11 protein-coding genes are annotated in these 12,869 nt (G+C 60.4%); all 11 read left to right on the top strand.

All coding sequences use genetic code 11. The annotated features are described in order from the left end of the window. The first annotated feature begins 9 nt into the window (after positions 1-9). The 11 genes from leuD to CKW38_RS02700 all read left to right on the top strand — a co-directional run bounded on the left by leuD (position 10) and on the right by CKW38_RS02700 (position 12,851). Complete coding sequence (gene leuD / locus CKW38_RS02755; protein ID WP_007913445.1) at positions 10-654, top strand: 3-isopropylmalate dehydratase small subunit; 645 nt, start codon at positions 10-12, stop codon at positions 652-654. Positions 655-786: 132 nt separating this feature from the next. Beyond that, positions 787-1,554, top strand: a complete 768-nt coding sequence (locus CKW38_RS02750) for a class I SAM-dependent methyltransferase (RefSeq protein WP_095111754.1) — start codon at positions 787-789, stop codon at positions 1,552-1,554. A gap of 54 nt (positions 1,555-1,608) precedes the next feature. Then, complete coding sequence (gene leuB, locus CKW38_RS02745) at positions 1,609-2,691, top strand: 3-isopropylmalate dehydrogenase (protein ID WP_003226430.1); 1,083 nt, start codon at positions 1,609-1,611, stop codon at positions 2,689-2,691. 65 nt (positions 2,692-2,756) lie between these two features. After that, positions 2,757-3,869: an aspartate-semialdehyde dehydrogenase gene (asd, locus tag CKW38_RS02740; RefSeq protein ID WP_007913448.1), complete on the top strand. Its 1,113-nt coding sequence runs from the start codon at positions 2,757-2,759 to the stop codon at positions 3,867-3,869. Positions 3,870-4,145: 276 nt separating this feature from the next. Next, positions 4,146-5,156, top strand: coding sequence for an aspartate-semialdehyde dehydrogenase (locus tag CKW38_RS02730; RefSeq protein ID WP_095111752.1), 1,011 nt, complete (start codon positions 4,146-4,148; stop codon positions 5,154-5,156). A gap of 208 nt (positions 5,157-5,364) precedes the next feature. Then, on the top strand, positions 5,365-8,010 hold the full coding sequence (locus tag CKW38_RS02725) for a FimV/HubP family polar landmark protein (protein WP_095111751.1): 2,646 nt from the start codon (positions 5,365-5,367) through the stop codon (positions 8,008-8,010). A gap of 244 nt (positions 8,011-8,254) precedes the next feature. Then, positions 8,255-9,079: a tRNA pseudouridine(38-40) synthase TruA gene (truA, locus tag CKW38_RS02720; RefSeq protein ID WP_034152768.1), complete on the top strand. Its 825-nt coding sequence runs from the start codon at positions 8,255-8,257 to the stop codon at positions 9,077-9,079. 65 nt (positions 9,080-9,144) lie between these two features. After that, the gene (locus tag CKW38_RS02715; RefSeq protein WP_095111750.1) at positions 9,145-9,765 is read left to right on the top strand and encodes a phosphoribosylanthranilate isomerase; all 621 of its coding nucleotides are present in this window, start codon (positions 9,145-9,147) and stop codon (positions 9,763-9,765) included. A gap of 227 nt (positions 9,766-9,992) precedes the next feature. Further along, complete coding sequence (accD, locus tag CKW38_RS02710) at positions 9,993-10,913, top strand: acetyl-CoA carboxylase, carboxyltransferase subunit beta (RefSeq protein WP_007913458.1); 921 nt, start codon at positions 9,993-9,995, stop codon at positions 10,911-10,913. Continuing rightward, positions 10,910-12,217 (top strand): bifunctional tetrahydrofolate synthase/dihydrofolate synthase, encoded by a 1,308-nt coding sequence (gene folC, locus CKW38_RS02705; RefSeq protein ID WP_095111749.1) that lies wholly within the window; start codon positions 10,910-10,912, stop codon positions 12,215-12,217. The genes accD and folC overlap by 4 nt, the downstream gene beginning before the upstream one ends. Beyond that, positions 12,201-12,851: an SPOR domain-containing protein gene (locus CKW38_RS02700; protein ID WP_007913460.1), complete on the top strand. Its 651-nt coding sequence runs from the start codon at positions 12,201-12,203 to the stop codon at positions 12,849-12,851. The genes folC and CKW38_RS02700 overlap by 17 nt, the downstream gene beginning before the upstream one ends. The last annotated feature ends 18 nt before the right edge of the window (positions 12,852-12,869 follow it).

Genomic DNA, 12,869 nt, shown 5'->3' with positions numbered 1-12,869 from the left:
GAGCGCAGCATGAAAGCTTTTACCCAGCACACTGGTCTTGTCGCGCCTTTGGATCGTGCCAACGTCGACACCGACCAGATCATTCCGAAGCAGTTTTTGAAGTCGATCAAACGCACCGGTTTCGGCCCGAACCTGTTCGACGAGTGGCGTTACCTCGATGTCGGGCAACCGTATCAGGACAACTCCAAGCGCCCGTTGAACAAGGATTTCGTCCTCAACGCCGAGCGTTATCAGGGCGCCAGCGTATTGCTCGCCCGCGAGAACTTCGGTTGCGGCTCCAGCCGTGAGCACGCGCCATGGGCGCTGGAAGAATACGGTTTCCGCAGCATCATCGCGCCGAGCTACGCCGACATCTTCTTCAACAACAGCTTCAAGAACGGTTTGTTGCCGATCATCTTGAGCGACGCTGAAGTCGATGAGTTGTTCAAGCAGGTCGAGGCCGAGCCGGGTTATCAACTGCAGGTCGATCTGCAAGCGCAGACCGTGACCCGTCCGGATGGCAAGGTGTACAGCTTCGAGATCGACGCGTTCCGCAAGCACTGCCTGTTGAACGGTCTGGACGATATCGGTTTGACCTTGCAGGACGGCGATGCGATTGCGACGTTTGAGGCCAAACATCGGGTTAGCCAGCCGTGGTTGTTCCGCGACGCGTGATTTACCTATGACGAATGACGCCATCGCGAGCAGGCTCACTCCCACAGGGGAACGCATTCCAAATGTAGGAGTGAGCCTGCTCGCGATGAGTCCCTCAAAAGCAACACAAGGCTTAAACAAAAGGATGTCCTCATGACCAGCTCCGCCCAGCACGCTCAGGTCGTACAGAAGCAATTCGGTGAACAGGCCGCTGCCTACCTGAGCAGCGCCGTTCACGCTCAGGGAACCGAATTTGCACTGCTACAGGCTGAACTGGCGGGGCAGGGCGATGCCCGGGTGCTGGATCTGGGTTGTGGCGCCGGGCATGTGAGCTTTCACGCCTCACCGCTGGTCCGGGAAGTGGTGGCTTACGACCTGTCACAGCAAATGCTCGACGTGGTCGCCACCGCTGCTGTTGATCGCGGTTTCACCAACATCGCCACGGTCAACGGCGCCGCTGAGCGTTTGCCGTTTGCCGATGGCGAGTTCGACTTCGTGTTCAGCCGGTATTCGGCGCATCACTGGAGCGATCTCGGTGTGGCCCTGCGCGAAGTGCGTCGGGTGCTGAAGCCGGGCGGTGTGGCGGCATTCGTGGATGTGTTGTCACCGGGCAGTCCGTTGTTCGACACTTACCTGCAAAGCGTCGAAGTGCTGCGCGACACCAGTCATGTGCGCGATTATTCCGCCGCTGAGTGGCTGCGGCAGGTCAGCGAGGCCGGTTTGCATGTGCGCAGTACCACGCGTCAGCGCCTGCGTCTGGAATACACCAGTTGGGTTGAGCGCATGCGCACGCCTGAAGTAATGCGCGCGGCGATCCGCCAGTTGCAGCAGTCGATGGGCAATGAAGTGCGCGAATATTTTGAGATTGATGCCGATGGCTCGTTCAGTACAGATGTAATCGTGCTGATGGCCGAGCGATAAGAATTTTTCCGGGCGCGCCTAAGGTGGCGCACCGACTGAAGACACGAGGAAAGCATGAGCAAGCAGATTCTGATTCTCCCAGGTGACGGTATTGGTCCGGAAATCATGGCCGAAGCGGTCAAGGTGCTGGAGCTGGCCAACGACAAATACAGCCTGGGCTTCGAGCTGAGCCATGACGTGATCGGTGGCGCCGCCATCGACAAGCACGGCGTGCCGCTGGCCGATGAAACCCTCGACCGCGCCCGCGCTGCTGACGCCGTATTGTTGGGCGCCGTCGGTGGCCCGAAATGGGACACCATCGAGCGTGATATCCGCCCTGAGCGCGGCCTGCTGAAAATCCGTGCACAACTGGGCCTGTTCGGCAACCTGCGTCCGGCGATCCTGTACCCGCAACTGGCCGACGCGTCGAGCCTGAAGCCGGAAATCGTTGCCGGTCTGGACATCCTCATCGTTCGTGAGCTGACCGGCGGCATCTACTTCGGCGCGCCGCGCGGCACCCGTACCCTGGAAAATGGCGAGCGTCAGTCCTACGACACGCTGCCGTACAGCGAAAGCGAAATCCGCCGCATCGCCCGCGTCGGTTTCGACATGGCCATGGTCCGTGGCAAGAAGCTCTGCTCGGTGGACAAGGCCAACGTGCTGGCGTCCAGTCAACTGTGGCGTGAAGTGGTCGAGCAAGTGGCCAAGGATTATCCGGAAGTCGAACTGAGCCACATGTACGTCGACAACGCCGCCATGCAACTGGTGCGCGCACCGAAGCAGTTCGACGTGATCGTCACTGACAATATGTTCGGCGACATTCTGTCCGACGAAGCGTCGATGCTCACCGGTTCCATCGGCATGCTGCCGTCGGCCTCGCTGGATTCCAACAACAAGGGCATGTACGAGCCTTGCCACGGTTCCGCTCCGGACATCGCCGGTAAAGGCATCGCCAACCCGTTGGCGACCATTCTGTCGGTGTCGATGATGCTGCGTTACAGCTTCAATCTGCATGACGCGGCCGATGCCATCGAGAAAGCCGTTAGCGTTGTGCTCGATCAAGGGTTGCGCACTGGCGACATCTATTCGGCCGGTTGCACCAAAGTCGGTACGCAGGAAATGGGCGACGCAGTAGTCGCCGCGCTGCGGAATCTGTAATCTCTCGGGCCCGCTGCGAAATTCAATACAAGCAGCGGCCCACTTTTCAAGAAGGTGTAGTTGCGATGAAACGTGTAGGTCTGATCGGTTGGCGCGGGATGGTCGGTTCCGTGCTCATGCAGCGGATGCTGGAAGAGCAGGATTTCGATCTAATCGAGCCGGTGTTTTTCACCACGTCCAACGTCGGTGGCCAAGGCCCGTCCGTGGGCAAGGACATTGCTCCGCTCAAGGATGCTTACAGCATTGATGAGCTGAAGACCCTCGACGTGATTCTGACCTGCCAGGGCGGCGACTACACCAGCGAAGTGTTCCCGAAACTGCGCGAAGCCGGCTGGCAGGGTTACTGGATCGACGCGGCCTCGAGCCTGCGCATGAACGATGACGCGGTGATCATTCTCGATCCGGTCAACCGCAAGGTCATCGACCAGCAGCTCGATGCGGGCACCAAGAACTACATCGGCGGCAACTGCACCGTCAGCCTGATGCTGATGGGCCTGGGCGGCTTGTTTGAGGCCGGTCTGGTCGAGTGGATGAGCGCCATGACCTATCAGGCGGCTTCCGGTGCCGGCGCGCAGAACATGCGTGAACTGATCAAGCAAATGGGCGCGACCCACGCCGCTGTCGCTGATCAACTGGCCGATCCGGCCAGCGCGATCCTCGACATCGACCGTCGCGTTGCTGATGCCATGCGCAGCGAAGCGTACCCGACCGAAAACTTCGGCGTACCGCTGGCCGGCAGCCTGATTCCGTGGATCGACAAGGAACTGCCGAACGGCCAGAGCCGCGAAGAATGGAAAGCTCAGGCTGAGACCAACAAGATCCTCGGCCGCTTCAAGAGCCCGATTCCGGTCGACGGCATCTGCGTGCGCATTGGCGCCATGCGTTGCCACAGCCAGGCGCTGACCATCAAGCTGAACAAAGACGTGCCGATCGCTGATATCGAAGGGTTGATCAGCCAGCACAACCCTTGGGTCAAACTGGTGCCGAACCAGCGCGAGATCAGCATGCAGGAGCTGAGCCCGACCAAGGTCACTGGCACCCTGAATGTGCCGGTGGGTCGTCTGCGCAAGCTGAACATGGGTTCGCAATTCGTCGGTGCGTTCACCGTCGGCGACCAACTGCTGTGGGGCGCGGCCGAACCGCTGCGTCGCATGCTGCGGATTTTGCTTGAGCGTTGATCGTTTGCAGCAATGAAAGAGCCCGCGCCTTGTGAGAGGTGCGGGTTTTTTTATGCCTGTGGTTTCTCGGGTGTCTGGATTGGCCCCATCGCTGGCAAGCCAGCTCCCACAGGGATTTGTGGAGTACATAAAATCTGTGAATCGCACCGCCCATTGTGGGAGCTGGCTTGCCAGCGATGAGGCCGGTGCAGGCGCCGCAAATCCTCGGCAGAAATTGCCTGCATGGCGGTCACCCGGTAAAGTGCCGCTCCCCCCGTTTCGCCAGAGGCTCGCACCATGACCCAGACCCTAGATATTGCCGTGATCGGCGCCACCGGTACTGTCGGCGAAACCCTCGTACAGATTCTCGAAGAGCGCGACTTCCCGGTCGGCAACCTGCACCTGCTGGCGAGCAGCGAATCTGCTGGCAGTTCGGTGCTGTTTCGCAACAAGAACGTGCGCGTTCGTGAAGTCGATGAATTCGATTTCAGCAAGGTCAAACTGGTGTTCTTCGCCGCCGGCCCGGCCATCACCTTGAGCTACGCCGCGCGTGCCCACGCCGCCGGTTGCTCGCTGATTGACCTGTCCGGTGCGCTGCCGGCCGATCAAGCGCCGCAAGTGGTGCCGGAAGCCAACGCCGCAGTACTCGCCAGTTTGAAAGCACCGTTCCAGGTCAGCAGCCCAAGCCCGTCGGCCACTTCGCTCGCCGTGGTGCTGGCGCCGCTGCTCGACCTGATCGATCTGCAATATGTGAATGTCACCGCCAATCTGGCCGTTTCCGCCCAAGGTCGTGAAGCCGTGACCGAGCTGGCGCGACAGACCGCCGAGCTGCTGAACATGCGCCCGCTGGAACCGACCTTCTTTGATCGGCAGATGGCCTTCAACCTGCTGGCGCAGGTCGGCACGCCTGACGCGCAGGGCCACACGCTGCTGGAAAAACGTCTGGTGCGCGAGTTGCGTCAGGTGCTGGCGCTGCCTTTATTAAAGATTTCCGCAACTTGCGTTCAAGCCCCGGTGTTTTTTGGCGATAGCTTTAGCGTGACCTTGCAGTCAGCGTCGGCTGTCGACCTGGCAAAAGTCAACGCTGCACTCGAAGACGCGGCCGGTATCGAGCTGGTCGAAGCCGGTGATTACCCGACCGCAGTCGGTGACGCGGTAGGGCAGGATGTTGTCTATGTCGGTCGCGTGCGCAGCGGTGTTGACGACCCGGCGGAACTTAATCTGTGGCTGACGTCAGATAACGTACGCAAGGGCGCGGCCCTTAACGCTGTGCAGGTGGCTGAGTTGTTGATAAAAGACCTGCTGTAAAAGATACTTGGCAACAATTTGTCGACTGATTCTAGGTGAGCGCTATGCTTGCCCAGATCGCTTGATAACGTGTCACCCTCCGGGACATTCCGGGGCATCAAAGAAATGATCGCGCGCGGCATCTGTCGTCGTCGCGCGCAATGCCTTACGGCAGCGGTATTCAACATCTTCTCGCTGGCCGAGGAACGTTCAAACAAAGGATGAGGCTATGGTTCAAGTTCGCAAACTGGTGTTAGCAATAGCGGCCGCCTCGGCGCTGTCCTCCGGTATGGCGCATGCCCTCGGGCTCGGGGAGCTGACCCTGAAGTCGACCCTGAACCAGCCGCTGGTGGCTGAAATCGAGCTGCTCGACGTCAAGGATCTCACCGCTGCCGAAGTGGTGCCGAGCCTGGCTTCAGCTGAAGACTTTGCCAAGGCCGGCGTCGATCGCCAGGCCTTCCTCAATGATCTGACCTTCACCCCGGTGCTCAACGCCAGCGGCAAAAGCGTGCTGCGCGTGACCTCGAGCAAACCGCTGTCGGAACCGATGGTGAAATTCCTCGTTCAGGTGATGTGGCCGAATGGCCGTCTGCTGCGCGATTACAGCGTGCTGCTCGATCCCTCGAAGTTCTCGCCGCAGACCGCTGACGCCGCCGCGCAACCGGCGCCGTCGCAGACCATCACTGCGCCGACCACGGGCGCCACGCACTCGACGCAATACACCACCACGCCGCGCGACACCCTGTGGGAAATCGCTGCGAAAGCGCGTACCGGCGGTTCGGTGCAGCAGACCATGCTGGCCATTCAAGCGCTGAACCCGGATGCGTTCATCGGTGGCAACATCAACCGCCTGAAGACCGGTCAGGTGCTGCGCCTGCCGGATTCCGTGCAAAGCACTGCGTTGCCACAGTCGAAGGCCATTGCCGAAGTCGCTGCGCAGAACGAAGCCTGGCGTCAGGGCCGTCGTTATGTGGCCAAACCGGGCACCGGTCAGCAGCAGCTCGATGCGACCAATCGTGGTCGCGGCAATACCGGTGCTGCGCAGAACGCTCAGGACAATCTGAGTCTGGTTTCTGCTGAAAGCGCCAAGTCCCGCGGCAAAGGCCCGGCGGGTGATGCTAAAGCCTTGAGCAACAAGCTCGCGGTCACTCAGGAAAGCCTCGACACGACCCGTCGTGATAACGAGGAACTGAAAAGCCGCATGTCCGATCTGCAAAGTCAGTTGGACAAGCTGCAAAAACTGATCGAGCTGAAGAACAATCAGCTGGCAAAACTGCAGGCCGAAGGGGCGGGCGCTGCGCCGGCCGCCAACGCTGCTGCACCGGCGGTGCCTGCGATCACGGCTGAACTGGCTGCCACGCCGCCAGCCACTCCGGCAGAAGCGGCGCCGACGCCAGAGTCCGCCATTGCGCCACCGGCTGAAACGCCAGTCGTCGAGCCAGTGGTGACGCCGAAGCCGCCTGTCGATGACGAGAAAACCTTCAATGAGCTGTTGACCAATCCGATCCTGTTGGGTCTGGTCGGTGGCGGTGTAGTGGTTCTGCTGCTCCTGCTGTTGTTGCTGGCACGTCGCCGCAAGGCCCAGCAGGAAGCCGAGAAACATCTGCGCATGGCCCGCGCTCTGTCGGAAGAGCAAGAGTTCTCCGCCGAGCAGGATCTGCCGGAAAGCAGCTTCGAAGGTCTGGAAACCCCGGCGGCGAGCGTCAAGCTCAACACCCCGGCACCTGCTCCGGCACCCGTAGTGGCTCCGGTAGTTGCCCCGATCGTGATGGCTGAACCGATTGCGGCGCCGCTGGTGGCGCCGGCCGCCGAGCGCTCGGATGACGTGCTCGACAAGGCGCAGTCGCACATCAACGCCGGTCGCCTGAATCAGGCTGCTGCACTGCTGGAAGAGGGCGTCAGCCTGGAGCCGCAACGCAGTGATCTGCGTCTGAAGCTGATGGAAGTCTACGGTCAGCAGGGCGACCGCGATGCGTTCGTCGGTCAAGAGCGTCAACTGGTGGCCAATGGTGACAACTTCGCCAAGGTCGAAGAGCTGAAAAGCCGCTTCCCGGCAATGGCCGTCGTCGCTGCGACAGGTCTGGCCGCTGCTGCCGTGGCCGCCGAACTGGACGCGCAATACGTCAAGGATTTGCTGCTGGATGAGCCTGAAGCACCGGCGCCAGCGCCTGTGGAAGACGATCTGGACAGCGCGTTTGATCTGAGTCTGGACGATCTCGACAACATCACGCCGGTTGAGCCGGCGCCGGTGGTTGAGCCTGAAGCGCCGGTCGAGCTGGATGAATTCCCGGCGGACGACGACCTGAGCTTCGAATCGGTGCTGCAACAGCAGACCGATATCAAAGAGAACCTGGATGATCTGTCGGACTTCGACCTCGATCTGGACCTGGGTGCCGAACCGGCGCCTGCGGTTGACCTGGCGGACGATGACTTCCTGCTGGATCTGGACGAAGGCGTGAAGGATCTGCCGCCAGTCGAACCGCCGGTGGTGGCTGACGTGCCACAAGATGATCTGGAGCTGCCGGCCGATTTCGATCTGTCACTGGCCGACGAAATGGACAGCAATCCTGCGGCTGAGCCGGATGCGTTCGCTGCCGAACTGGATGACGTCAACGCCGAGCTGGATCGTCTGTCGCAAACCATTGCCGAGCCGACCTTCACCGAAGCCGATGCGGCAATCGGTGGTGATCTGGGTGAAGACGATTTCGACTTCCTCGCTGGCACTGATGAAGCCGCTACCAAGCTTGATCTGGCTCAGGCCTACATCGACATGGGCGACAGCGACGGCGCACGCGACATCCTCAACGAGGTCGCCAGTGAGGGGAGCGAGGCACAGAAAAAAGAAGCTCAGGAAATGCTTTCGCACCTGGCATAAATCCAGCGGTAAACAAAAAACGGCAGCCCTTTGAGGCTGCCGTTTTTGTTTGTCTTTTTTGAATCAAAAGATCGCAGCCTTCGGCAGCTCCTACAGGGGAACGCCATCTCATGTAGGAGCTGCCGAGGGCTGCGATCTTTTGATTTTGAAACTGGTATCCCCGGTCCACAGCCTTATAATGCCCGCCTTTGCACAAACAGCAGGCTGTCCCACCTTGGCAAACATAGATAACCCGGTCGCCGAAATGGCTCCCGACGGCTTTTACCGCGTCGCGTTGGGCGTTGAGTACAAAGGCTCGCGTTACAGCGGCTGGCAGCGTCAGTTGACGGGTGTGGCGACGGTGCAGGAAGAGCTGGAAAAAGCCCTGTCGAAAGTCGCCAACTCACCGGTTTCGCTACAGTGCGCCGGACGCACCGACGCCGGCGTGCATGCCTGCGGACAAGTGGTGCACTTTGATACAACGGTCGATCGTTCGCTGAAAGCCTGGGTCATGGGCGCCAACATCAATCTGCCCCATGACATCAGCGTCAGTTGGGCTCGGGTGATGCCGGCGCATTTCCATGCGCGGTTCAAAGCCATCGCCCGGCGCTATCGCTACGTGATCTACAACGATCAGATTCGCCCGGCGCATCTCAATGAAGAAATCACCTGGAATCATCGCCCGCTGGATGTCGAGCGCATGGCCGAGGCCGCGCAGTATCTGATCGGCACTCACGATTTCAGCGCGTTCCGCGCCGGTCAGTGCCAGGCCAAGTCGCCGATCAAGAAGATGCATCACCTGCGCGTGACCCGTCACGGCAAGATGATCGTGCTCGATATTCGCGCCAATGCCTTCCTGCATCACATGGTGCGCAATATCGCTGGCGTGCTGATGACCATTGGTGCTGGCGAGCGTCCAGTGGAGTGGATGAAGGAAGTCCTCGAAAGCCGCGAGCGCCGCTCCGGTGGGGTGACCGCGCATCCGTACGGCTTGTATCTGGTACAGGTCGAGTACCACGACGAATTTCCGTTGCCCGAGCGTTTTATCGGGCCACATTTCCTTACGGGTTTCTCCGAACTTGACGGCTGACGCCCTCGAACGCTTTTGTTACCATCCGGGACTTTCTCGGATTTTGCCTCGGAGTTTTTCTCGATATGTCAGCCGTTCGCAGCAAGATCTGCGGGATTACCCGCATAGAAGATGCGCTGGCCGCCGTTGAGGCCGGGGCCGATGCGATCGGGTTTGTGTTCTATGCCAAGAGTCCGCGTGCGGTAACCGTACAGCAGGCGCGGGCGATTATTCAGGCATTGCCGCCGTTTGTGACTACCGTAGGGCTGTTCGTCAATGCCAGCCGTTGCGAGTTGGGTGAAATCCTTGACGCCGTGCCGCTGGATTTGTTGCAGTTTCATGGTGATGAAGTCGCTGAAGACTGCGAAGGCTGGCATCGTCCGTACATCAAAGCGTTGCGGGTCAAGGCCGGTGATGACATTGCGGCGGCGGTTGATGCCTATCCGAGCGCCAGTGGCGTGCTGCTCGACACTTATGTCGAAGGTGTGCCCGGCGGAACCGGTGAGGCGTTCGACTGGTCATTGATTCCGCAGACGTTGAGCAAGCCGTTGATTCTCGCGGGTGGTTTGACCCCGGAGAACGTCGCAGATGCCGTGGAACGGGTAAAACCGTATGCGGTGGATGTCAGTGGCGGGGTGGAAGCGAGCAAAGGCATCAAGGATCACGCAAAGATCCGCGCGTTCATCAACGCCGTAAAAGGAATATAGGAACCTGCCGGTTCCGATATTGATGTGACGGCTGGCAGTCTGCCGCCGTCCATCAATGCACTTGCACAAAGCAGGCGCGGCTGAGGGTTTCTGGATCGCACGCAGGTCATGTTTCGCGCTGATCGTGGCAGTCCGGCAACCATCGCCACACACATGAATTTAGCTGAAGGGCATACGCGGGGCTGCGAACCAGAGCGTTCGGGCCGCCGGTACTGGAGAAAGAAAGCATGAGCAACTGGTTAGTAGACAAACTGATCCCTTCGATCATGCGTTCCGAGGTCAAGAAGAGCTCGGTCCCTGAAGGTCTGTGGCACAAATGCCCGTCTTGCGAGGCGGTGTTGTATCGTCCAGAGCTGGAAAAGACCCTGGACGTTTGCCCTAAATGCAACCACCACATGCGCATCGGCGCACGTGCGCGCATCGACATTTTCCTCGATGCCGAAGGTCGCAATGAACTGGGCGCCGATCTGGAGCCGGTTGACCGTCTGAAATTCCGTGACGGCAAGAAGTACAAGGATCGCCTGACCGCTGCCCAAAAGCAGACTGGCGAAAAAGACGCGCTGATCTCCGTCAGCGGTACCTTGCTGGGCATGCCAGTGGTGGTTTCGGCCTTTGAATTCGCCTTTATGGGCGGTTCCATGGGTGCCATCGTCGGTGAGCGCTTCGTGCGCGCCGCCAACTACGCGCTGGAAAATCGCTGCCCGATGATCTGCTTCGCCGCCTCCGGTGGTGCGCGCATGCAGGAAGCGCTGATCTCGCTGATGCAGATGGCCAAGACTTCGGCTGTGCTGGCGCGTCTGCGTGAAGAAGGCATTCCATTCATCTCCGTACTGACCGACCCGGTCTACGGTGGTGTTTCGGCGAGTCTGGCGATGCTTGGCGACGTGATCGTCGGTGAGCCGAAAGCCCTGATCGGCTTCGCCGGTCCGCGCGTTATCGAACAAACCGTGCGTGAAAAACTGCCGGAAGGCTTCCAGCGCAGCGAATTCCTGCTGGAGCACGGTGCGATCGACATGATTATCCACCGTCAGGAACTGCGCCCGCGCCTGGGTAACCTGCTGGCACAGATGACTGGCAAGCCGACGCCGAAATTCGTCGCCGCGCCAATCGAGCCAATCGTGGTTCCTCCGGTACCTGCTGGCCTATGACCGAGCGCACCCTTGGCGAATGGCTCGCCTACCTTGAACAGTTGCATCCGTCGGCCATCGACATGGGTCTGGAGCGTTCGCAACAGGTAGCGTCCCGCATGGGGCTGGGCCAGCCGGCGCCTCGGGTGATCACGGTCACTGGCACCAACGGCAAGGGTTCGACCTGCGCTTTCGTGGCTTCATTGCTGCGGGCGCAGGGCCTGAGCGTTGGTGTCTACAATTCCCCGCACCTGCTGCGTTATAACGAGCGGGTGCAGATCAATGGCGTCGAGGCTACTGACGCGCAGCTGTGTGAAGCCTTCGCGGCGGTCGAGGCCGGGCGCGGCGATACTTCGCTGACTTACTTCGAAATGGGCACCCTCGCGGCGTTCTGGCTGTTTCAACAGGCCGGGCTTGATGCGGTGGTGCTGGAAGTCGGTCTGGGCGGGCGTCTGGATACGGTCAATGTGGTCGACGCCGATATCGCGCTGGTCACCAGCATTGGCGTCGATCATGCCGACTATCTGGGCGACACCCGCGAGTCCGTGGCTTTCGAGAAGGCCGGAATTTTCCGTCAGGGCAAACCTGCCTTGTGCGGCGATCTGAATCCTCCGCAACCATTGCTGGACAAGGCGCGTGAACTGGCCTGTCCGTTTTTCCTGCGTGGGCGTGACTTCGACCTCGGTATTACTGATCAGCACTGGCAATGGCGCGGCACCGATGCGCAGGGGCAAGTGGTTGAACTGCGTGACTTGCCGCTGCTCGATCTGCCGATGGAAAACGCCGCACTGGCGTTGCAGGCGTATCTGCTGCTCGGTTTGCCGTGGGATTCGCAACAGATTTTGGCGGCATTGCAGGCGACGCGCGTGGTCGGTCGACTGGATCGTCGCTCGTTCGAGTGGAACGGCAAGCGTCTGAATCTGTTGCTGGATGTTGGGCACAATCCGCATGCGGCCGAGTATCTGGCCCGTCGGCTGGCCTCGCGACCACCGGTCGGCAAGCGCCTGGCGGTGTTTGGTCTGCTGGCGGACAAGGATCTGGATGGTGTTGTCGGCGAGTTGAATGCTAGTGTCGAGCATTGGGCGGTAGCGCCGCTGGATTCACCGCGTGCTCGGCCGGTGAGTGAGTTGCATGCGGCCCTGCAGAACCTTGGCGCGTCCGTCACGTCTTATGACAGTGTCGCCGCCGCGCTGGAAGGGCAGTGCGCGGTAGCCACCAGCGACGACGAGATTCTGTTGTTCGGATCATTTTATTGTGTCGCCGAGGCCCTTGAATGGTTAGCCCGGCGCTCCACGGAGGAAGCGGCAAATGGCTTTGCTGGATAAAGCGTACAAGCAGCGCATGGTTGGCGCTTTGGTGCTGGTTGCGCTGGCGGTGATCTTCCTGCCGATGCTGTTTTCCCGCCAGGACGAGCAGCGTCAGGTAACCGTTGAGGCGCCGGCAGCTCCGCAAGCGCCGGCCATGCCGCAAGTGCAAATGGAAACGGTGGCGGTGCCTGAGCCGCAAGCCTTGCCGCAGGAGCCAGTGCCAACGGATGAAGAAGTCGCCGAAGACACAGCGCCTGCTGCGCCCGTCGCACCGGCGCCAACAGCGCCTATCATGATCACCAAGCCTGTTGCGCCGCCCGCGGTGGCCAAGCCGATTCCGGCACCTGCTCAGCCGATCACTGCATCCTCGAGCAAGCCGGACACCACGCAAAGCCGCGTCGATGCCAACGGCCTGTCGGTGAGCTGGTCGGTGCAACTGGCCAGTCTGTCGAGCCGCGCCAGCGCCGAAAGCCTGCAGAAAACCCTGCGCAGTCAGGGCTATAACGCCTACATCCGCTCGGCCGATGGCAAGAATCGGGTGTTTGTCGGCCCGCTGATCGAGCGTGCCGAGGCTGATCGTCTGCGTGATCTGTTGGGTCGTCAGCAGAACCTCAAGGGTTTTGTTGTACGCTTCCAGCCTGAGCGCGGTTGAAAACTATCACCTCGATTG

Origin of the sequence: Pseudomonas sp. Irchel 3H7 (assembly GCF_900187605.1) — a bacterium.
Taxonomy (GTDB): Bacteria; Pseudomonadota; Gammaproteobacteria; order Pseudomonadales; family Pseudomonadaceae; genus Aquipseudomonas.
This window is presented reverse-complemented; position numbering and strand designations above follow the sequence as displayed.